This window comes from Bacillus sp. CH_70 (genome assembly GCF_038007045.1).
Classification (GTDB): Bacteria; Bacillota; Bacilli; order Bacillales; family Bacillaceae_G; genus Bacillus_A; species Bacillus_A cereus.
Genome location: NZ_JBBOWL010000001.1, coordinates 3,343,459 through 3,365,416 on the forward strand (window position 1 = coordinate 3,343,459; position 21,958 = coordinate 3,365,416).

A 21,958-nucleotide genomic window follows, 5' to 3' on the forward strand; every position below is an offset into this window, starting at 1 on the left:
AACAGATGTGCTTATTTTTTAATTTCTATGCATTTTTACGTTTTAAGAAAATCACTCCACCAACAATTAACAGTAATGCGCCTGCAGCCATAGAGATCCAACTTGTAAGATTAGTACCTGTTTGCGGTAACCATCCAATTTTAGATTGAATTTCTTGCTTAGGTTGTGGTTGTTCTTTTACTTGCTCGTTAGGCTGCTCTGGTGTTGGAGTATTTTTATCTGAATTTGGCTGTTCTGGTTTAGGTTGTTCCGGCTTTACCTCTTTAAATTTCACTGTTTGTCCCTTATCTTCAATTTCAGCGTGAATAGCTACTAATATATTATCTTGATACAGTTCTTCAAACACGACTACTTCTTTACCTTGTAATGCAGAAGCATTAAATGTGAAATCTAGTGTGATAGAACCATTCTTCTCTTTAGCAATAAACTTAGATTCTACTGTTACTTCTTTACCATCAACTAATAATGGCTTGTTTGTTGCTTTATCCATCAGTTTACCTTTTACAACATACTCTTTACCCACGATTAAGTCTTTGTATTCCACTTTATCTTGGATTGTTACAGATTTAGAAGCGTCTAACTCTTTAGAACCATCAACTTTGTTTGTTGCTGTCGTTTTAATAGAAGGTTCTACAAATCGAACTGTTTGACCTACATCATTAATGTCAGCATGCGTTGTAATTACTTGCCCTTCATGTAATAAGTCTTCAAACACGACTACTTCTCTTCCTTGCTGTTCAGCACCAACAAAAGTAAAGTCTAATGTTACAAAACCGTTCTTTTCTTTTGCAGTAAACTTCGTTTCAGCTGTTACTTCTTTTCCATCAATTAATAATGGTTTGTTAATAACTTTGTTCATTAGTTTACCTTTTACAGTGTACTCTTTACCTACAACTAAGTTAGTATACTCCACTTTGTCTTGGATAGTGATAGAATCCTTTGAATGAATCTCTTTTCCACCATCAGCTTTGTTTGTTGCTGTCGTTTTTACTGATGGCTTAACGAACTTAACTGTTTGACCTTTATCATTGATATCAGCATGTGTTGTAACAGTTTTTCCTTCTTTCAATAACTCTTCGAATACTACTACCTCTTTTTCTTCTAAACCAGTTGCATCAAATGTGAAGTCTAATGTAATAGAGCCATTTGCTTCTTTTGGTGTAAACTTCGTTTCAGCTGTTACTTCTTTACCATTTACAACTAATGGTTTATTAGTCTCTTTATTCATTAATTTACCTTTTACAGTGTATTCTTTACCTACTTGTAGGTCTTTGTATTCCACTTTATCTTGGATTGTTACAGACTTTGACGTGTGCATTTCTTTTGTACCATCTGTTTTATCAGTAGCTGTTGTTTTTATTGAAGGAATCTTTTCATCTTTGACAATGTGTTTAATGATTTGACCATTTTCTTTAATTTCAAAAGAGAACGTTTCTTCATTTAATACATAACCTTTTGGCGCAACAGTTTCTTTATATGTGTATTTTCCAAATGGTAATTTTTCAAATTTAGCGATTCCTTTATCGTCTGTTTTTCCTTTTACTACTTCTTTTCCTGCTTCGTTATAAATCGTAAATTCTGCATTTGGAAGCTTGTTATTTCCATCAGCTACATCTACCTTTGTAATTTCTAGATCACCTTTGATATGATGATTAACTGCCAATAACTCAATAATCTTCCCATGTTCCTTTATTCCGAACATAATTGGTTCTTTAACAAGAACGTAACCATGTGGAGAAGTCTTTTCTACAAATGAATATTTACCATACGCTAAATCTTTGACGTTAATCTCGCCATTTTTATCTGTCTTATATTCCCCAACTACTTTTCCACTTTCATCTTTCAATTCAAATACTGCACCTTCTAATTTTTTGCTAATATCTTCATTATCTACTTTTAGTAATTTTACACTACCTTTCACTTCGGTATTTTCCACTGTAAAAGTAAGTGTTTTATTGTGCTCTTTAATTTCAAAAGGATACTTTGTTTTATTTCCAATATATCCATTAGGTGTTTTTGTCTCTAAGAAATAATACTTACCATACGTAAGACCTTCAACGTTTGCAATTCCATTTTCTTTTGTTACTACTTTTTGCACTTCTTTTCCATCTTCAGTAAAGACTGTGAATTCAACATTTGGTAAAACCTTTCCTGAATCACTGAGCTTTTTAATTTCGATGTTACCTTTTACTTTGTTATTTACTATTTGGACAGCTCCTGTTTCTCCTGTCTTAACTTCAATAGTTTGTGGTTTATCATCTGAAACATAGCCTGTTGGTGCTTTAATTTCTTTTAATGTGTAAGTACCAATTGGTAAGTTGTTTAATTCTGCCATACCATCAGCACCAGTCGTGATTTTTACAACTGATTCATTATTTGCATTAAAGACCTCAAATACTGCACCAGCTAAAACTTCTCCATTTTCTCCAACCTTTTTAATTTTTAAAGAACCAGCTGCTTCCCAATTTACTGCAAGATCACTACTAAGCTTTTCTTCATTTCTTTCTAATAGTACTGTAGCATTCTGAACAGTATCCGTACCACTGTAAGCAATTGCTTGAACTTTAGTTAAATTAGCAGCAACACTTAAATTAAATTCACCCGTTTTTGTATTCTTAGGAATTTGGATACGAAATTTTTCTCCAACTGAAAGCTGATCTTTCACTTCTCCATTTTCACTTACAATTCTAACTCCATTAGGTGCATTTTTCGCTACTACCTTATAAGAACCACTCTTAGCATTTGTTTGTACTGAATATAGATTTGTTTCGAAGAATTCACCCTTTAATTCTGCTTTTTGCTTTTCAGCAGGAATGACATTCATAAAAACATCTTGAGTCTCTTCACTATTATTAGCATTACTAATAATAGCCTTAGCTGCTTTTTCAACATTTTTATTCTCATGTTTTAATTCATTTACATCGAGTTGACCTAATGCATTCCAAACCGCAAGTTGCGTTGCATAATGCGCTTCATTCTTATTAGCTACTCCCAGCTGTTCAGCACTTTTTTGCGGGAAACCATTTAATAAGACTCTATATACTACATTATCTGTTTTCCCCATTTCAGGAAGATCTTCACCATTTGGTGATTTTAATCCAAGGGTTAAGCAATAAGCAATTTGACCACTTGAATTTTTAATCATTTCAGTGCGAATGTACTTACCTAGACTATTACTATAACTCCAGTCCATTGAATATTTCTCATGCGTCATAACCTCTGCACTAGCCCTAGGTAAAAATACATTAAGGAATAATGCCAGTACTGATAATAATGTAAAAACTCTTATAATGACTCTCTTACCCAATTTTGTAACCTCCCTAGAATAAATTAATCCGAGTATATATCGCAATATCTAAAACATTCACGATCGACCCGATTATCATTATAAAACAATAAATTACAAATATTAAATAATTTTAATTAAATAGTCAAAAAATTTACACATTTTATTATTTATCAAGTTTTTTAACGAATTTACTATATACAAATTCTAAAACACGCCTACAATTTAAAAAACAAATATGTATGTTAAATATATAAATAGCAATTCCTTTACTCCAGTTATTAAGCTTTCCCCCTATTAAAAATATCCTCTTCATTTTCTTGTTAACCTGAGTAACTTATACACCTCTTTTAATCTATTACACTCCTCCATTTAAATATAAAGGTGACTTCTCGTTCAAAGAATAAAGTGAAACTTTAATCCTCCCGATTCCCATCTAACTTCTTTGCTTTCATTGAATTTTTGGGCGGGAGTCTTACTGCCCCAAAATAGCGGGATACATTATGCAATATTGCATTTGATAATCATTTTCATTGTAACTATAATGATTACAGGATTGCTATTAATCCAATATTCTACATGGAGGTTTTATTATGTTTAAAAAAATTATTGTATCTTCTATGGCGCTTACTATGTTCGGTGGAGCTGCAACTATGCTAGAGGCACCTACTGCTCAAGCAGCTTCTTATAACTCAACGTCATCCTCTTACTTTGATGTCACTCCTGAAGAGGCCGTGGCTTTCTATCAATCTCAAGACTATAAAAAATTAAAAGTATTTTTGGATGACTTTGAAGCAAGAAACCCTTATACTCCAGGTGGAGGCTACGCTCAAGGGAGTGTACGTATGCAAAAATTCAACGATGCTCTTAGAGATGCTAAATTAACAAATGTCTACCAAGAATTTATTAGAATCTCATACTACAATCATTATCCAGAACCAAAATAATAACAACGGATTAAATGTTTATTATTTCTATAACTTAGCCTAATTTTAAATGTATAACCTAAAAATAATTACTAAAAACCACTCATATAAGAGTGGTTTTTCTATTTCCCCATATAATTTAGCGGAATGTTACATCATCTTTATTTTGATATCTTTTATAGTAGACATTCTCTCGTTGACACAATCTAGTAGGTTAGCAATGGAAATATCAAAATGTATTTATAATTGTTTTCTGTTTAATAGCAAAAAACGAACAGCCTCTCACAATTAGATAAGGTGCTCGTTTTCATTTTTATCGGTAATTCTCAATTCAATTTAGCTTCTTTCCAATAAGTAAAGATTAAATTAACTTAAAAGCAAAGCGTTTTAAATTTAATTCATAGATCTTACTGAAACTTGGAATTGCCCCTTAGAACCATCATCATTTGAAACGTAAATTTTATATGTTCCATTCGGTAATGGAGATAAAGCATTCCGTACATTTGTAACATTAATTTGTTGTTCTCCAGGTTTTATATAACCACCAACAATTAGCTCTGTATTTGGACCTTTTACACTATATCCCATTGTATTTTGACCATTATTTTTCATAGAGAAGCTTAAGTCAGTACTCCCATCATATACGAAAGAAGTTTCAGCCTCGCCACTATAATCCATTGTTTGGGTTAATAATAAGTCTGCAGAAACATGTTCAACTACATGAATTGGATCATTCGTTTTGTGTACTTCTTCAGCATAAGTATTATTCCCTAACACACCAAGTGTTAATGCTGAAACTACTCCACAACTAAGCACTAGTTTATTTAACTTCATTTTAAGTTCCCCCTTGATGTTTGTATTCTATTACCATCATACATCCTTTTCCAAGTGCGTTTTTATGTAATAATTCATATCTATAAACCTATATATCTTAACTCTTCACCTTAATAGTTATTGAGAAACCCACATAGATAAAGTTACAATATTACGCTTCATAAAAAACATGTAAATTTTAAATTCTTTTTCTAACAAAGTTTTATACGAGTAAGTACTAAAATACTCACATAAATAGCATTTCTATTTCAGATAAAATGTACTAATAAAATTTTTCTAAAATTTCACTTTGTAATTTGATATATTCCATGTTAATATAACGAAGGCTACAAACAGGAGTCACCACGCATATCATTTTCACAGAATATTCATACTTAAAAACCTTATTTTATCAGTAACTCAATCTAAATTTTACCTATACAAAAGTTAGTTTATAATTTCATATGTACATAAATTTAAATAGATTTTTTCTATTATCCTTATCAATTTTAATACGAGTAATATAACAGCATGTTTTTCAAGTACCCTTCCTTTTTTAGATAAAAAGTCTACTAATACTAAACATCTATGTCCAACTCATACATAATTCTACTTACAAACTATCGGAGATGCAAAACTATGGGAATTTCTACTCTTTTATTAAATACCTTTATTATAATAATTTGTATCCTTAGCTATCACGTATTTTGGCTAGAGTTTAAAGAAAAAACAATATGTAATAATATATTATTTTCTACCCTTTCCTCCATTGCTATTATTTTTTGTATGACTTTTCCTTTTCATTTACATGTGGGATTTATTTATGATTTACGTTTTATTCCTATAATATTAGTTTTTCTATATGGAAATACAAAAAACATTGTTTTTATAGGAATTTTATATCTTTCTTATCGGTTTTACTTAGGCGGAAATGGCGTTCTTCCATCATTTATTATCTTCACTATTATTTTTGGTATAACAATGCTCTTTCGTTACTTATTACCTATGTATGTTAAAGAAAAAAAAGTATTATTAAGCTTACTCCTTATTTTAGTATGTACAACTTCACTTTCTATTTGCGGTATTGTAACTCAAATACATACAGGAGGGAAAATAGACTCTACTCTCATAGAATTTTTATTAAATTACATAATCATTAATATTTTCACAGTATTATTATCAGTTTATTTAATAGAGGGAATGATTGAGAAATATAAAATGAAAGAAAAGCTACAACGAGCTGAAAAATTTTATATAGCTAGCGAACTAGCAGCGTCAATTGCACACGAAATCCACAATCCACTAACCACGGTACATGGATTCACTCAATTATTAAATGAAAAACATGCCTCTAAGCTATCTCAGGATCAATACTTAGAAATCATGTTAATTGAAATGCAGCAAATACAATCTACTATTAATAACTATTTATCTTTAACCAAACCACAGAACACCCTAAAAGAGAAAATAGATATTAATCACATTTTAAATCAAGTGAAAGATACTATTTCACCACTCGCTCTATCATACAAAGTTGAAATCAAGCAAAATAGTACAGATTCCTTTTATATAAATGGGGACCCCGAAAAATTCAAACTCTGTCTAAACAACATCATCCAAAACGGAATTGAGGCTATGAAAAATGGTGGATTATTACAAATAAATATACAAAAAGTAAAAGGAAATATCATAATTGATATTATTGATTCAGGAATTGGGATGTCATCTCAACAAATAAAACGAATTGCTTTGCCATTCTATTCAACAACAGAAAAAGGAACTGGGCTTGGTACTATGATTGCTTATAGTATTATTAGAGAATTAAACGGAGATATAGAGATAGAGAGTGAATTGGGTAAAGGGACACGCTTTTCTATTAGTATCCCTTGCTAATGCGACAAAAATTTTCTGTTTAGTTAATTACATAAGCACATTTTAAGAATCCTGCTAGCTAACTTACTTATTAATTATCTTAAATTTATGTGCGTTAATTAAAAACAATAAGGATCAGAGCTTATCTATTGTTACAGATACACTCTAATCCTTTTGTTTAATGTAAATATAACATCTCTCGGCACTTAATTTGTTATTATCATTATAGACATTTCCTACAATTGTTTTTTTATTAAAGTACAGACCTTATGCCATTCATTGAAAAAGACAACTCCCTTTTTACTACTTTACTTCCACCGTATAATTCCCTGTCCCCCCGCTATACTGATACACATGTAAATAATACTTCCCTGGATACGTGTAGTAACTACCTACTAGTTTATTCCCTTGTTGCTGAGCATACGTAACATAATTATTTAAATCTGCTTCAGAATAAAGTACCCAGTTCATTCCGATATTATTTTCATTCGTTACGTTAATTTGAAGGTTTTTAGCAGTCTCCACATTAATTTCAAAGAAATCACTTGTATCGCCATTTCCTAAACTAGCACGTAAAACTTGATTTAACTGCAGTTTGTTTGCTGTTTGGAATGAGTTATTCGGTTCTTTTTCTACACTGTTATCTTCTTTCTTTTGAACAGTTACAGTCGCTGTAGCAGTATTAGTTGCTCCTTTATCGTCTGTTACTGTTAATTTCGCCGTATACGTTCCTTCTTTTATATATACGTGAGTTGGATTTTGCTCATTACTTACAGTACCGTCTCCAAACTCCCATTTATATGAAATAATTTTCCCGTCTTCATCTTTTGATCCGTCGCTTTTAAATGAAATTGCTTCATTTACATTTCCACTATACGGACCGTTTATAACCGCAACTGGCGCTTTATTCTCTGCACCTTCTTCTGTATTAATACCGTGGAACACAACATCATATTCAAATTGTCCTGATGCATTCACGCGATAATTTACGAAGTATGCTGTTACTGTTTTATAACCTGTCCATTCTTTTGCACTTAAACGTTTTAACGTATCATTAACGTTTTGTGTAATTGTTTTCCAGTCTTCATATTCTCCTTTTGCTGCAGTTCCTGTATATGTTCCTTGTAGTGTGAATGTATTAAAGAACTGTGATTTATTTTTCTTCACTGATACATTTTTCAATTTTGCTTCCGCCGTTATTTCTGCCGCAATATCTGAAACTGGTTTCGGTGCATGATTTGCTAAATAATCGTCTGATACTAATGGCACGTTATATTTCTCACGATTATCAACTAGCATTTGCATATAGTCTTGATATTCTTTATTTAAATTCGCATCTTTACTTAATGTAGAGCGATATGCATCATATGCTGTTACATCATTTTTCCTAATAAGATCATGTATTTTATCAAACATATCATATCTCTTATTGTACATATAAGATTGTAAAGCAAAGGAATAATTATAGAAATCCCACGTTCCATACTTTGCATTTAACGTTCGCTCTGCCGTATAACGCTCCGCTGGATTTGAAGATAATCCTCCTATAATACTCTTTCTCGGTACAACATTATCCGTTCTCGTTGCCCCTGCAAAAAATTCAGCATTCCCTTCTTCAAACCAAGATAATCTTTCATTTTCATATATTTTCCCTTGTCCCCATAACCCTGGTACTTCATATCTACCTTGTAAATAATGCGTGAACTCGTGTCTGAATAATTCTTCTAAACTATAAATACTTTCTTCTGGCGTACGCTCATAAGTAAAGAACGTACCTGTTCCTTCTATATAAAGACCACCGTTATTCGTTTCATAACCGTACAATTGACGATTAAATTGATATTCTGCTGGGCTATTATAAATAACCATCGTTAGTACATCATCAGGATTTCCTTTTTCTAAAGGTTGATCACTTTCAACCGTACGATGGAATTGTGCCTTGACTTCTTTTGCCGCCCAATATAAACGTTTTACTTTTTCTTCTGTCACTTTATCTCCAGCTTTTAAAACAATTGCCCCATCATCAAACGTATACGTTTTTGGCAAATATTTTTTCTTTCCATCTTCTCTTATTTGATCTAAATTCACCACTTTACCATTTGCATCTTTTCCGCCATAATTCGTTGCGATTTGCTCAGCAGCTACGAAATATTGCTCCCCTAAATACGGATAAATTTTCATCGCATCTGTTACAACTTGTAACCCTTTCGTTCCTGTACTATGGAACGTACCGAGTCTACCTGTATAATAAATGCCATTATTAATAAGCCAACCGTTTTTTGCTGTAATCGTTCCCATTAATGCAAAACGACTTAGTTCATTAATATAACTATCTATTTTCTGATACCATACTGTATCTTTCGGTGCTTTCCTCGTATCGTACAAATACGATTGAATGTCGTAATCAACACCTTGCATAATATCGTAAATAGCATTTCCAGCTGAAAGATTATCTACTAATGTAGAAAAATTATCATTATATTGTTTAAAAATTTTTGCAGCTGATGTTATCGTTTCCACATCACTCGAAGCGTTTCCTATTAACTTTCCGTATGATGATACCACTCTATTTTGCTCTAATGTACCCAGCTTGAAATTTGAATTGTTAGCTATCGTTTTTAATGCAGGTAAGCATTTATCATGATAACTCCGTTCATTTAATTTACTAAGTTCCGAATTATAAAATCCTAAATAAAATCCTGAACGTAATACCTCTACTAATGTCTCAATCCCTTTTGAATCATCCTTCGTATAGGCTTGTCCTTGCTGCTTCAATTTATCAATAATCGCCTGCATCCTACTATCATTTTGATAGAATGCTAGACTGTCTGTATTAAACTGAAATAGCCCCGTAATTTGCTCCCAATCAATTGTTACAAGTAAATCTACTAACTGCTGATTGCTTAATTGATTTAATTCAGCAATTGTATAAGTTTTCGCTACAGCTAATTGCTTATTTTCTTTTTTCACCTCAGGTGGTCTTTGTGATAAATCGGCAAATTGTAGCCTTTTCTCAAAAGACTTACTTTCGAGCACTTTCGATGAATGAGCTAATTCTTGTACTGGTAGTTGTACACCGACTGGCTCCATTTTGAGCACATTTCGATAAGAAACTTGCTCTCCCTTAGTATCTTCTGCCAAACTGCCCCCTTGAAAACTCCCTAACATTAAACTAGCAAAACTTACCCCTACTAACATTTTCTTTGAATAGCCTTTCATACTCTCCCCTACCTTACATTTTTAGTGTCCCGCTCCATTATTTTACTATTTTTACTTTTTGTCCTGTATTGAGAAAAAATAAGGTAACGTTCACACATATATTCATTTCATGTAAAGTTAACGCTTGACTTTCCGTGCATTTTATATCAAAAAAGATAGATAATAGCAAAATTCCTGCTACATCTATCCTCGTTTTCAACACTATGATTTTAACTTTATAAACGTAACTTCCGGTAATGTTTGCATATGCTGAATAAACTCATTCTTTTCTTCTGACGATATATTTTTCAGTTGCATCCCTACCTTATAAACAGTTTCTGTACCTTGCTGTGAAGCTTCTACTTCATATGAAAGTATTGGAATACCTTTCACCTGTAGTGTTTCTAATATTTGTTGTACTGCTTCATGTTTATTTACAAACATTTGCACTGTTATATTTTGTGGAAATAAAAATTGCACTTTAAAAATACGACTTACAATTTCTAAACCAATTAAAACGAGAATCGTCGCTCCAATCCCTACTACATACATGCCAGCCCCAATTGCTAATCCAATTCCTGCTGTGGCCCATAAACCAGCCGCTGTCGTTAATCCTTTCACCGCCTGCTTTTGAATAATAATTGTGCCTGCACCTAAAAAGCCAACTCCACTAACGACTTGTGCTGCAATACGACTTGGGTCTAGAGACATATGCTCTTCAAACACAATATCTGAAAAGGCATATTTCGAAACAACCATTATTAACGCACTTCCTACCGCTACGAGGAAATGAGTCTTTAATCCAGCTTCTTTCGATCGAATTTCTCTTTCAATACCAATCATTGCTCCTAACAAGCCAGCAACACCGATTCGTATAATAAAATCAAAATCTACACTCACGGGCACTTCCCCCTTTCATTCATTATAGATAGATAAAACAAAAATTATCACAAACATCCATTTATCAACATGAAAGAATACCACTAAAATACACTTAATACTCCGACTGTTTTATGTTAATATTTTAAATATTAACATAAAACAAATAACTCCTAATTTTAAACCTTCACTAATTTTCTAAAAAACCAAAGGTGGATTGCATGAAATTAGGTTGAGAAATTCCGGAAAACGCTTTCACTTTGTTTCATAATTTTTTATAAAAACTACATAACTAAAGGAGCTTACTAACAATGAACCTCTCATTACTTACACCTACTACTGATTTACAAGAAGAATACTTAGATTTCTATAACGAATGGAAAGATAGCGGTGAAACAATGATCCCGTGGGTTATCACAAAAAATCCTGCCAACTTCCCAGCTATGGTTCAAGAACTTCTCGATGCGCATAACGGAATAAATATCCCTGAAACTTGGGTACCAGACTCTACATATTGGCTTGTTACAGATGAAAATAAAATTGTGGGAGCTGTTAATATACGTCATAGTTTAACTGAACATCTATTTAACGCTGGCGGTCATATCGGTTATGGCATTCGCCCTTCTGAAAGAAGAAAAGGTTATGCTACGAAGTTACTAGCATTATCATTAGAAAAAACGAAGGAATTAGACATCACGAAAGTACTTGTCGTTTGCGACGCAGTAAATACCGCTTCTGAAAAAACGATTTTACATAACGGCGGGATTCGTGATGATGATTTCACTGAGGAAGATGGAAATGTAGTAAGAAGATTTTGGATTGAGCTATGAATGATCAAAAAGAAGCGAGAAAGTGATTATACACTTTCTCGCTTCTTTTACACTGTTTCTATTTCAAACTGCACTGTAATACCACTTGGATCTACTACCGCAAACCCATTTGTAGTTTCATTTATTTCATGTTGTTTTTCTATTAATCTTTCTTTCACTTCATCTAATGCTTCTTTATGCGGTAGTACAATCGCATATACCTTTAGTCCAGTTGCATGTACTGGTGGGTGTGGATTGTTTACTCCGTTCCACGTATTTGCACCAATATGGTGATGATATCCCCCTGCTGAAATAAATAAGCAATCCTCTTCACGCTGTTGTACTTCAAAACCTACTGTTTCCACATAAAATTCATGTGATTTCTCTACATCAGCTATTCGTAAATGTACGTGCCCAACGACAGTATTAGCAGGCAAACCAGCAAACTCATAATCAACGAGTGTTGCCAATTCTTTTAAATCAAGTGGTGTACTTCCTCCTGGCCCTTCTCCCCATTGATCGCGCGGACGGTCTGCATAAATTTCAATACCATTCCCCTCTAAATCTTGCAAATAAAAAGCTTCGCTATACGTATGATCACTTGCACTATTAAACCTTGAAATTGGTAAAATTTCATTTGAATATGTATAACGCCCTTCTTGCTCAGCCGGGCTGTCAATTACATTCTTATTACGAAGAACCCCAAATAGCGCAGAAGCAAAAGCTTCACGAGTCGGAACTAAAAAGGCTACATGATATATACCAGTCGTACGCGGTTCTTGCAGTACCCCGTCCTCTAACTTTTCAAGAACAAGTAACGCGTTCTTTCCACCTTTTCCAGATAAATATGCTTTATTTCCCTCTTGCTTAATTACCTCTAAGCCTACAACATTTTCATAAAAAGCAATTTGACGCTCTAAATCTTTCACTTTAAATTCAACATGACCAATACGTGTTTTCGGATGAATTTGTACCATGAATAACTTCATCTCCTTATCCCTATATTTTCCCATTACATATAACCGTTACTATGAAGGATACAACTAAAATCATCCTATGTAAATAAGAAAAGTCAGAATTTACATGCATTTTTTTCATAATAAAAAGCCACCTTTTCTAACTTTTAGAAAAGGTGGCTTTTTAACTCTTATCTCATTTTATGTACTTCAGCAACTAGCTTTCCACCCTGAATGCCCATATAAAGCTTCACAGGTGCATCATTCGTATTTTCAAATACTAAATCTAAATATGGATATGCAATTGTAGCATCTCTTCCTTGTGGAACATAACCTACCGTTTTAGAATGTGTAGTTCTCTCCACCATTTTCAGGCCAGCTTGATCTGCTGCATTGTATAAAGTTGAAGATGTTTGACAAACACCACCGCCATATCCATCTACTAATTTACCATCAACTATTTCTTTCCCTAATTGATATCCTTTATCTGGTGTTGTATCACCGATTAATGAATTAAAAGAGAAACGGTCTCCTTTTGCTAACACAACTCCATTTATGCTCGCTGCTGACAAACGAATATTCTCAATACGGCCACCTGTTGAACCACCTAAGTTCGTTTCATATCTACCAATTACCGTACCATTTCCTTGCGCATCACTTAATGTTGCGACTGGTTTTTTCTCCACGATCGGCAACTGATACGTAGCATCCCACATACCAACATTTAACAATTTATCTACTAATTCTTTTTCCATTAATTCATAAGAAGGTTTTCCTTCTTGCCAACTTCCATCAGGTGCTATACGTGAAGGAACCATTTTTTTGTCGACGCTTTTTCCAACCTCACCAACAACCTTTGTTACAGACTTTTTAAATTTCGCTTCATCTTCGAAATAGCCTAAACCAGATAAATCTAATTTTTTCACTTCAGTACCAGTTCGGCCATCAACTAAACTAATAGTATCCTGCACTTCTGCTTTAGCCTCTACAGTGTGCCCACCAATATCACTTACCAATGCAACATCACTTACTTTTGCACCACAGCCACTCACTACAGCTACACATAACACCCCAACTAATATACCCTTTACTTTACGGAACAATATACTCTCTCCCTTTCCCCAACATCACTATTATGTATTTATTTCATTTTTATGTATGTTTTGTTACAATCATTTTACAATATGTTTATAAAATGTTACAAGTTATTTTTCACTCTATATAAATTACTCTTTTCTTTTATAAATGTCTATACATATTTACATAAAAGTTTGAGTTTGATAGAATTGTAACTTTTATGTAAACTCTTTCTTTTATCCAGTATATACCATCAAGCAAAAGAAATACAAATCAAAAACCCTCAAGCTATTTTTTATAAAGTGAAACTTTAATCAGTGTGGTCTTACTGCCCGTTAATGCGGGATAAAGAGAAATCCCGTCAACATAAATAGGTATTTGCCGTGCCACCGCTCCGCTTTTGCACATACATTATGGTGAATTCAACCTATTTTAAAGAAATGGAGGATGTTATTATGTATCCCTACAATCCATATGATCCATATAATCAATATGCGTACCAACAACCACAGTATGACTTACAAGCACAATATCAATCTTATATAGATCAAGCAGAGCAAACGAATCCATATGACCAAAATAGACAATTCCAACTTCCAATCTCTTTTCCTGGCACTGGAAATCGTCAATTAGAAAGACGCGTAAATGAGCTTGAACAAAGAGTACGTCAACTAGAAAATACAGTTGAGCGCCATACAGGTAGACTAAACCGCTTAAACCAACGTTTACGTACAGTAGAAAACAGACTAAACATTCCATTCGCAGCATTAGAAGACGGATTTTAATCGAGAAAATAAAAATTATATAAGGAAGGGGCTCCCCCTTCCTTATATAAATTGACGAAAGTTTTTTCCATCTCTATACTGATAAGAGTTAATGAAATGAAACAAGGTGATAAATATGGATTTTGAAATAAATTATCTTTCCTTTTATGTTGTACAAGTAGAAGGAAAAGGTGAAGCAGTTGATAAACGCTACAAACATTTTCAAACTTTAGACGCTGAAGAATATGAAGATAGCTCCTTAAAAGAATTTTTGAATGGTGAGTTATTAAAAATATCGAAGCGAAAAGTAGAACGTCATGCAAAAACAGAACAAGCCCCAACAAAAATTGGTCGCTTTATTGTAGAGGAAGGGCACGAACTTGATTCAAACCCTCATTACAACCTTTTTAATCGTATTCGCTTTGCAGAAACAAAGGACAACTTTAAAGATATGAGCGAACCTCTCGTTTATACATATCTTGACACAAGCGCTGTACGCGGTGGTGTATTTTTAATTGCTCAGGCAAAACTACGCAAATACTTTGATGATCCATTTGTATTCGTAATGAAATGCGACTTCGAACCAAAGGTTGCTTCTATTTCTGATGAATCAACACTGATTCGTAACGTTGAAATGGCCATCACAACAAAGAATATGAAATCTATCCAATACCCATACATGCCTGAAGAAGGTATGGTTGAAGTAGGCGAACTAAAAATACACCAAGCATCACATGCCCGCTACTTTGAAGACTTCTTAAAATTCGTCGAATATGAACGCTCTATGCCTGAAATTATGAAAACACAAGTAATGGACATGGTATACGACCAAATTGAAGATGTATTTGAAGAAGGTACGGAAGAACGCGAACAATTCGACCAAGCGATGGAAGTATGGGCTGCCAGTCCGAAACGCGAAATTATGGAACAATTTTCAACCGAAGAAGTAATGGAAGCAACTGCCCAAATCGTCGAGCATGCTCCTGAAGTGGAATTAAAACTAAAAGCAGATCATATCTCTGTGAAGGCTTTGCTTGCTGATTTCGGGGATCAAATACATATTGCAAAGGTAAATGATCGATACGTATTAATGATTGAGGCTGATACACTTACATTTGAGAAGGGCTTCTCTCCTATTGAGTTTCTGAAGCCAGATGAGCTGCAAGATGTGATTGAGCGGATTGAGAATAAGCAACAGTATTCGTATGATCCGAGCGGTATTGAATAAATACTTCCATATAATTATTTTTTACTGAGCGCTTTTAACAAGCGCTCTTTTATTTTGAGCTTAGTTGATGTTTATATTAAAAAACGATTCTTAATAGAATCGTTTTTCCTGATTTATAACAAAAATATGCTTATTTTTAAAAATTATTATTGATCCAAGATATCAATTGTCGCAGAATCAAGTAAATTCCTTCCTTGTTGTACAAGCGTATTTCCATTAGAGTTGTCACTATGTATGTTGGTAAAATGAAAACTTCACTTCATTACCTCAAATTTATTATACTCGTAAAAAGATAATTGAAAACGATATTCCGGATGCTCTCTCACCCAATCGTAGGCTTCTTCTAAAATTTCCATTTTGTTTTGCAAGTCATTAAGTTCACTACATTTGTCCTTTTTCTGTTTGCACAGAGGGCAGAATCCATTTACTATGTCGGCACTTGTCGCCCTAATAGTTTTACTTTTTAAGTCAACTACTAAACGAAGAAGAAGAGAATGCTCAGCTTTTGTAGTCACCGTTATTTCAGCAACCCCATCCTCATTCCAAAAGACACCGTTTAATTCCATCTGTACGGTGACGTCTTTAATATCCAAGTCTATCACTATCACACCTCCCTTGTATAAAACTCATATTTTACTCTTCGATTTTAATCTTTAATACACCACGCTTTAAAGATATATTAAGCTTTTTCCAATTCTTCTTCTTTGCTATGAAAGGAAGTATAATTACTGCTGATAGCGTGGCAAATATTATCCCCAAAACTAAAACTGTTACAATGTTAAAGATTGCTTCCATTTAACTCTACCCTCTTTCATTTCTATGGGCTCTAATTTTATGAATGCATTTAAAAATTCTTACCACCCCTTAATTTTCAAAGCAATTATAATGGCCCAATCACAACAAATCAATTCCTATTTAATATGAATACTTTATTCATCCATCAGTATAATGATGTTAAATTTATGTAGCTAGAAATAGAGGAGAATATCATTTAACCTCTACATTCTCCTCCATCTCAGCCAAATACCTAATCTGTCGTTCCGCTTTTCTCACTGCCGTACGAAAATGTTTTTTCAGGAGTTCTACTGTATTTTCACTTATATAATATCTTTCCGTTATACTTTCCCACGTGTCACTACTTTCAAATGTACTCCATTCAAAAGGGCGTTCTGTATTTTTCTTTAGTTCTTTAAACACCCATTTTCGCATCTTTTTTTTCGCTTTTTCCGTTAGTTTCCCGTTCTTTACAAGTTCAAGTTCACCATGTCTTTTGTATCGCTTATTAATATCTCTCTCGCTATACACTTTAAGAAGTATATTTGCTGTATTTTCGGCATCTGCTAAAGCACGGTGCTGTTTCCCTTCCCACGTTAAAGCGAGCTGTTCTACCGCAAATTGTAAACTTGGCGTATGTTCAAACAATTCCTCATATGCTTGGAAAACAAATTTTTGCAAATCAATTCTACTTTCTTTTTCTATAATGGGGCATTCAACACCATGTAATGTACAATCATGAGATAGAAAGCGATAATCTTCTTTTCCCCATGAAACAAATATAGAATCTTCTCCGATGAACTGAATAAATTTCTCTATAATTTGAGGGAATTTTTCTACATCCATTAAATCTTTCTTCGTAATACCGGTTAATTTTGTTGTATGACGAGTTAATCGTGCACTTGGTTTTACTAACTCCGAAAATTCTTCAATTATCTTCATTGTACCTATTTCTATTTTTACAGCTCCGATATCAACTATTTCTGACGGATCTTCTGATTTATACGGTCTGAAATTCCTCTCAATATCAAACACAATGAAATGTGTAGCGTTTTTCAATTTATTTACCTCTTTCTAAATTCCTTTTCACACAAACACTTTATTTTCAGTATTTATTTATTCATGTACTTTATACAAAAATACTACGAATAAATAAATGAAAATTCAGTCTTGTTATGATATGTAAGTAGGAGGATATCTATAAAAATGCAAAAAAAAAGAAGGGCGAGCCCTTCTTTTTTCAAAAATTACTTCTTGTTTACGTTAGTAGCTTGAGGTCCACGGTTACCTTGTTCTACTTCGAAAGTAACTTCTTGACCTTCTTCTAAAGTTTTGAAGCCTTCGCCTTGGATAGCTGAGAAATGAACGAATACGTCTTCTCCGCCTTCAACTTCGATGAAACCGAAACCTTTTTCTGAGTTAAACCATTTTACTTTACCGTTTTGCATGAAAAAAATCCTCCTACAATGTACCTATATGTACATATTCATTTTCAACCACCTTACAATAATAAGCCAGATATTAAAAAACTGCAACCCCTGAGGAGATTTAACATTGCTATCCTCCTCGGAAGTTACAGCTCATTTAAATCTCTATATTATTAAAAGTAAAATGGTTTAAACATACTATATCATATCAATATAATAAAAGTAAAGTTTTTTTCTCAAATTATTTTTTGTTCCCACTGCATTGCTTTTAATTCACCTGATCCAGCTACTACATAACCATCTTTTTGATTAACAATGCGCCATCCGTGCCCTTTAACTGAATCACATACTGTAACAATACCTTCGTCAAGAAGTACACGGCACACACTACTAATACCCACCTTATTTTGCGTTGAAGTTGTATATAAGACATGTTGGTCTACACTTAAGTCTAAATAACTACTTGCTTTCTGCTCACTTTGACATGTATGCCAATATATTTTTTCACTCGCAATACTATCATCTATTTTACAATAAGAAATATTCCCGCTAACTCCCTTGCACGATCCACTTGCCGCCACTAAATAAGAATTGTGTAAAGTCAACGCGGAGATCATTTGATTCATCGCAATTTTAATCCTCTTTAATTTACGTGTCTTCAAATCAAAGAGCCAAACACCACCATATTTAGCATGTATTTTCGTACCAATAAATAAGTAATGTTTATATAAAAATAATGATCGAATAGACGGTGCCGCACTGCCATACTCAAGAAACGGATGAATAGTCTCCCATGTAGAACCGAAATTATTAGAAAGATACAGCGTTTTTTCTCCATGAGCAACAACAGTTCCTTGTACATTGCTACATACATTCCAACTTGTTGCTTTTGTTGGAAAACGTTGAATTGTCCAGTTCTCTCCACCATTTATACTACGAATAAAAATCCCTTCGTCACCTACACCATAAACTACATTATCTTCGCTATGTAAATCCCTAATTCGTTTTTGAAAACCATTTAAAATTCGTTTCCATTCTCCGTCTTGTTCAACAAATAAGCCATTATATGTAGTAGCTAACAACAGTTTTCCATCTCTTAACTTTGTAATAGCAGTTGCACTTAACATCGTCTCCACGTTGACACTCCCATTCTTAGAACTTCTCAGCAAATGCAATTGCAAAATTACTGCATTTTTCAACATCCTCTTGATCTTCTGGAGCTAATTCAATTTTCAGCCCTTCTTGTACAAGCTCTGCACCTCGTTCTACAAGGCGTTCTTCAAATATCGTTACCGCTTCACAAAACAGTTCATACGCCGTATCACCTGATCCGAATACCGCTACCTTTTTCCCAGCTAAATCTATATTTTCTAAGTCCTCATGAAAATCTTCCGCTTCAAATGGTAATTCACCATCGCCCCACGTATAAGATCCTAAAATGATTCCATCATAAGCTAATAATTCTTCAGCATCCATGCCTTCCATCTCTTGCAATACTACTTCATGATCAAAAGCATCTAAACTAACTTTAATTAAATCAGCAATACTCTCTGTATTTCCTGACATACTTGCATAAGCTATTAAAATTTTTGCCACTTTGGCATCCCCCTCTAACAATAAATGATTCTCATTCTCATTATATTAATAATGAGAATCAATTTCAATTGATTTTTTTCTACTTTTATTTACATTTCACATTACTTATTTCAAATAAAGTGAAACTTTAATGAGTCCTCACCAATCAGGATTTTTCAGACAGCCCACAAATAGAGGAATAAAAAAAGCACAGATGACTATACAATCATCTGTGCTTTTTTATTACTTTTTAAAAATACCAAAAGGCTTCCCTACTGGTAAAACAACTTTTCCGAAGTGTGTGTTTAACACTGCTGCTGCTGAACCATAGAAAGATAATAATGAAATAAGAAGTTCAGAATATGCTGCTAAATTATGCATTGCGTGCGGCATAACACCTAAAGTACTTAATGAAAGACCAATAAATAAGAAATCAATAAGGACGAAGATCATAAATAATACTTTATGTGTTTCCATTGCACCAATCGTCATAAAGATTGTGAAAATCAAATATCCGATAAAGGCTACACCAAGCTGTTTTGAATCTGCAGCTTGTGCTAATTTTTCGCCAAATACTCCAAGTTGAATTAACCAAGTCATTCCAACACCTAACCAAAATAGGCCGTACGCACCAAATGCTGTCGTACCGAATGTATTGTTATGCTTTGCATCGTGAATGCAAGCAAAGATTTGTGCAAATCCTCCTAAAAAGATTGCCCATGGTAATACAAGTGAAACGCCATCTGTTAAGCCTAACTTTTGAGATGATGCTACAAGTGTTACCATCGCTAATCCAAATAGACCAATTCCAGATGGATCCGCTGTTGTCATTTTCACATGATGTGTAGTAGTTTGATTGCTCATATAAACCTCCTGATTATAAACATACTCGAATACAATACTTAAATCAGAAGCCTATGTCAATGGTTTTTTTTGTATGTTGTCAGACGTTATATTTTATAATGATTAAATATATTTCCGACCACTTCATAAGGTTTTATATTCACTTTTTCCAACTCGTTTATCGGTAGCCATAACGGAATATAACTTCCTTTACCTTCCCGCTGAAATTCCTCAGCTGTTCCACTTCCGAACACTCCACCTGTAATATAGGCACCATAATAATATTCATTTCCTTTATATTTTACCTTTGCAATAAGGTGCTTCACTTTTATATGTAGCCCTAATTCTTCGTATACCTCTCTTTTCGTTGCCTCTTCAGGCGTTTCACCTTCCTCAATCCCTCCGCCAGGAAAAACATAATATATTTCCTCTTCTCGAATACGTTTTATAAGAGCGATTTTCCCTTCCTGTACAATAATAGCCGCCCCGCGATTTCTTATCATTTTATTTCCTCAATACGAATCGCGACTGTTCCCCACTCTTTTTCTTGTTCTTTCGTATATATTTTGTATGTATTTTCTAACATTTCCTCTAAACTATCATTTTCACAATCCAATAACTTTTTATCAATTTGTTCATACATAGATTTAAAGCTCTCGTATCGCTTTATTTCCGTTACTTTTACCGTCATCATTTCTGTTGTCGTAAGATTCGTAAATACGATTTCATCACCTTTGTTTATTAGTTGACGTTTTTTATCGTATAGGCGTACTTCATATACTTTTTTTCCTGATTGAATTGACTGAAACGGTTTATTATATAAACCCATTTCGTATCGCATACACCCCACTCCCTTTTGTTCATTTCACCTATTAATACAGTTCACATTACTACATCTTGCATATAATATTCCATACGTATCGCTTAATTGAGAAAGGAGGCTGAAGAAGCATGTTATATTTAAATCAAAAACCTGAATATAATAAATATGATATTGGTGATTATACTTATAGTAAAGTAGGGCCAACCATTTTTTCTTGGAACGATGAAACAAAATTAAAAATAGGTAAGTTTTGTTCATTAGCAGAAGAAGTCGTTTTCATACTTGGCGGTGAACATCGCGCAGACTGGATAACGACTTATCCATTTAATGCACTTTTTGATGAAGGAGCACATATTACTGGTCACCCTTCTTCAAAAGGTGATATCGTAGTCGGCAATGATGTATGGATTGGTTATCAATCCTGTATTTTATCTGGTGTTACAATTGGTAACGGGGCCATTATCGGCGCCAGGAGCGTTGTTACAAAAGACGTACCCCCGTATGCAATTGTAGCTGGTAATCCTGCAAAATTTGTTCGATATCGTTTCCCACAAGAAACGATTGACAAACTAGAGAATCTCGCATGGTGGGACTGGGACATTTCTGTTATAAAAGGAGCCATTCCATTACTACTCTCCGACAAAATCGACGAATTTTTCACCTCGCCCGAAAATGAATCTATATGATTAAAACAAAAAGAGCATCCAA

Annotated in this window: 21 protein-coding genes; 6 read left to right on the forward strand and 15 right to left on the reverse strand. The window is 33.6% G+C overall.

Going from position 1 to position 21,958, the window contains the following annotated elements; translation table 11 throughout:
• Positions 1-25: 25 nt before the first annotated feature.
• Positions 26-3,307 (reverse strand): VaFE repeat-containing surface-anchored protein, encoded by a 3,282-nt coding sequence (locus N2V79_RS16920; RefSeq protein WP_340720092.1) that lies wholly within the window; start codon positions 3,305-3,307, stop codon positions 26-28.
• Positions 3,308-3,879: 572 nt separating this feature from the next.
• Here N2V79_RS16920 and N2V79_RS16925 point away from each other — a divergent pair.
• Entirely contained in the window at positions 3,880-4,233 is a 354-nt protein-coding gene (locus N2V79_RS16925; protein WP_000473483.1) for a hypothetical protein, read from the forward strand.
• Between the two features lie 372 nt (positions 4,234-4,605).
• Here the strand turns inward: N2V79_RS16925 and N2V79_RS16930 are convergent, their stop codons facing one another.
• Entirely contained in the window at positions 4,606-5,046 is a 441-nt protein-coding gene (locus tag N2V79_RS16930) for a hypothetical protein (protein ID WP_000773517.1), read from the reverse strand.
• Between the two features lie 618 nt (positions 5,047-5,664).
• On the opposite strand from N2V79_RS16930, the gene N2V79_RS16935 reads away from it, so the two are divergent.
• Complete coding sequence (locus N2V79_RS16935) at positions 5,665-6,918, forward strand: sensor histidine kinase (RefSeq protein WP_000513021.1); 1,254 nt, start codon at positions 5,665-5,667, stop codon at positions 6,916-6,918.
• Between the two features lie 282 nt (positions 6,919-7,200).
• Here N2V79_RS16935 and colA read toward each other — a convergent pair whose 3' ends face one another.
• Together colA and N2V79_RS16945 are read right to left on the reverse strand one after the other, a co-directional pair.
• On the reverse strand, positions 7,201-10,116 hold the full coding sequence (colA, locus tag N2V79_RS16940) for a collagenase ColA (RefSeq protein ID WP_053563861.1): 2,916 nt from the start codon (positions 10,114-10,116) through the stop codon (positions 7,201-7,203).
• Between the two features lie 201 nt (positions 10,117-10,317).
• On the reverse strand, positions 10,318-10,995 hold the full coding sequence (locus tag N2V79_RS16945; protein WP_000109720.1) for an MgtC/SapB family protein: 678 nt from the start codon (positions 10,993-10,995) through the stop codon (positions 10,318-10,320).
• A gap of 290 nt (positions 10,996-11,285) precedes the next feature.
• Between N2V79_RS16945 and N2V79_RS16950 the strand changes: the two genes are divergently transcribed.
• A complete protein-coding gene (locus N2V79_RS16950; protein ID WP_069356047.1) occupies positions 11,286-11,804 on the forward strand; it encodes a GNAT family N-acetyltransferase in 519 nt (172 codons plus the stop codon).
• A gap of 47 nt (positions 11,805-11,851) precedes the next feature.
• On the opposite strand, the gene N2V79_RS16955 is transcribed toward N2V79_RS16950, so the two are convergent.
• Positions 11,852-12,760, reverse strand: a complete 909-nt coding sequence (locus N2V79_RS16955; protein ID WP_016084530.1) for a VOC family protein — start codon at positions 12,758-12,760, stop codon at positions 11,852-11,854.
• Between the two features lie 170 nt (positions 12,761-12,930).
• Positions 12,931-13,842, reverse strand: a complete 912-nt coding sequence (locus N2V79_RS16960; RefSeq protein WP_000488980.1) for a VanW family protein — start codon at positions 13,840-13,842, stop codon at positions 12,931-12,933.
• A 429-nt stretch (positions 13,843-14,271) separates the two neighbouring features.
• On the opposite strand from N2V79_RS16960, the gene N2V79_RS16965 reads away from it, so the two are divergent.
• Positions 14,272-14,601, forward strand: coding sequence for a hypothetical protein (locus tag N2V79_RS16965; protein ID WP_340720093.1), 330 nt, complete (start codon positions 14,272-14,274; stop codon positions 14,599-14,601).
• A 115-nt stretch (positions 14,602-14,716) separates the two neighbouring features.
• Positions 14,717-15,808, forward strand: a complete 1,092-nt coding sequence (locus N2V79_RS16970) for a DUF3900 domain-containing protein (RefSeq protein ID WP_088023553.1) — start codon at positions 14,717-14,719, stop codon at positions 15,806-15,808.
• A gap of 254 nt (positions 15,809-16,062) precedes the next feature.
• Here the strand turns inward: N2V79_RS16970 and N2V79_RS16975 are convergent, their stop codons facing one another.
• The 9 genes from N2V79_RS16975 to N2V79_RS17015 all read right to left on the reverse strand — a co-directional run bounded on the left by N2V79_RS16975 (position 16,063) and on the right by N2V79_RS17015 (position 21,268).
• Positions 16,063-16,410: a hypothetical protein gene (locus N2V79_RS16975; protein WP_340720094.1), complete on the reverse strand. Its 348-nt coding sequence runs from the start codon at positions 16,408-16,410 to the stop codon at positions 16,063-16,065.
• Positions 16,411-16,441: 31 nt separating this feature from the next.
• Positions 16,442-16,603 (reverse strand): hypothetical protein, encoded by a 162-nt coding sequence (locus tag N2V79_RS16980; RefSeq protein ID WP_078400509.1) that lies wholly within the window; start codon positions 16,601-16,603, stop codon positions 16,442-16,444.
• A gap of 192 nt (positions 16,604-16,795) precedes the next feature.
• Positions 16,796-17,641 carry an exonuclease gene (locus N2V79_RS16985; protein WP_053563856.1) on the reverse strand — a complete coding sequence of 282 codons (846 nt, stop codon included), beginning with the start codon at positions 17,639-17,641 and terminating at the stop codon, positions 16,796-16,798.
• Positions 17,642-17,829: 188 nt separating this feature from the next.
• Entirely contained in the window at positions 17,830-18,030 is a 201-nt protein-coding gene (gene cspB / locus N2V79_RS16990) for a cold shock-like protein CspB (RefSeq protein WP_001179150.1), read from the reverse strand.
• 215 nt (positions 18,031-18,245) lie between these two features.
• Entirely contained in the window at positions 18,246-19,145 is a 900-nt protein-coding gene (locus N2V79_RS16995; protein WP_340720095.1) for a WD40/YVTN/BNR-like repeat-containing protein, read from the reverse strand.
• Between the two features lie 16 nt (positions 19,146-19,161).
• The gene (locus N2V79_RS17000) at positions 19,162-19,605 is read right to left on the reverse strand and encodes a flavodoxin (RefSeq protein ID WP_001062759.1); all 444 of its coding nucleotides are present in this window, start codon (positions 19,603-19,605) and stop codon (positions 19,162-19,164) included.
• Positions 19,606-19,827: 222 nt separating this feature from the next.
• The gene (locus N2V79_RS17005) at positions 19,828-20,448 is read right to left on the reverse strand and encodes an acetate uptake transporter (RefSeq protein ID WP_000070938.1); all 621 of its coding nucleotides are present in this window, start codon (positions 20,446-20,448) and stop codon (positions 19,828-19,830) included.
• An 86-nt stretch (positions 20,449-20,534) separates the two neighbouring features.
• Complete coding sequence (locus N2V79_RS17010; RefSeq protein ID WP_000620821.1) at positions 20,535-20,930, reverse strand: NUDIX hydrolase; 396 nt, start codon at positions 20,928-20,930, stop codon at positions 20,535-20,537.
• Positions 20,927-21,268: an ASCH domain-containing protein gene (locus N2V79_RS17015; protein ID WP_199663955.1), complete on the reverse strand. Its 342-nt coding sequence runs from the start codon at positions 21,266-21,268 to the stop codon at positions 20,927-20,929. Before N2V79_RS17015 ends, N2V79_RS17010 begins: the two co-directional genes overlap by 4 nt.
• 110 nt (positions 21,269-21,378) lie before the next feature.
• Between N2V79_RS17015 and N2V79_RS17020 the strand changes: the two genes are divergently transcribed.
• The gene (locus tag N2V79_RS17020; protein WP_000966308.1) at positions 21,379-21,936 is read left to right on the forward strand and encodes a CatB-related O-acetyltransferase; all 558 of its coding nucleotides are present in this window, start codon (positions 21,379-21,381) and stop codon (positions 21,934-21,936) included.
• The last annotated feature ends 22 nt before the right edge of the window (positions 21,937-21,958 follow it).

Excerpts from the sequence above, each read along its gene's own strand:
- N2V79_RS16925 (WP_000473483.1), top strand. The coding sequence starts at position 3,880 with ATGTTTAAAAAAATTATTGTATCTTCTATGGCGCTTACTATGTTCGGT.
- N2V79_RS16930 (WP_000773517.1), bottom strand. The coding sequence starts at position 5,046 with ATGAAGTTAAATAAACTAGTGCTTAGTTGTGGAGTAGTTTCAGCATTA.
- N2V79_RS16935 (WP_000513021.1), top strand. The coding sequence starts at position 5,665 with ATGGGAATTTCTACTCTTTTATTAAATACCTTTATTATAATAATTTGT.
- colA (WP_053563861.1), bottom strand. The coding sequence starts at position 10,116 with ATGAAAGGCTATTCAAAGAAAATGTTAGTAGGGGTAAGTTTTGCTAGT.
- N2V79_RS16950 (WP_069356047.1), top strand. The coding sequence starts at position 11,286 with ATGAACCTCTCATTACTTACACCTACTACTGATTTACAAGAAGAATAC.
- N2V79_RS16955 (WP_016084530.1), bottom strand. The coding sequence starts at position 12,760 with ATGGTACAAATTCATCCGAAAACACGTATTGGTCATGTTGAATTTAAA.
- N2V79_RS16965 (WP_340720093.1), top strand. The coding sequence starts at position 14,272 with ATGTATCCCTACAATCCATATGATCCATATAATCAATATGCGTACCAA.
- N2V79_RS16970 (WP_088023553.1), top strand. The coding sequence starts at position 14,717 with ATGGATTTTGAAATAAATTATCTTTCCTTTTATGTTGTACAAGTAGAA.
- N2V79_RS16980 (WP_078400509.1), bottom strand. The coding sequence starts at position 16,603 with ATGGAAGCAATCTTTAACATTGTAACAGTTTTAGTTTTGGGGATAATA.
- cspB (WP_001179150.1), bottom strand. The coding sequence starts at position 18,030 with ATGCAAAACGGTAAAGTAAAATGGTTTAACTCAGAAAAAGGTTTCGGT.
- N2V79_RS17005 (WP_000070938.1), bottom strand. The coding sequence starts at position 20,448 with ATGAGCAATCAAACTACTACACATCATGTGAAAATGACAACAGCGGAT.
- N2V79_RS17010 (WP_000620821.1), bottom strand. The coding sequence starts at position 20,930 with ATGATAAGAAATCGCGGGGCGGCTATTATTGTACAGGAAGGGAAAATC.
- N2V79_RS17015 (WP_199663955.1), bottom strand. The coding sequence starts at position 21,268 with ATGCGATACGAAATGGGTTTATATAATAAACCGTTTCAGTCAATTCAA.
- N2V79_RS17020 (WP_000966308.1), top strand. The coding sequence starts at position 21,379 with ATGTTATATTTAAATCAAAAACCTGAATATAATAAATATGATATTGGT.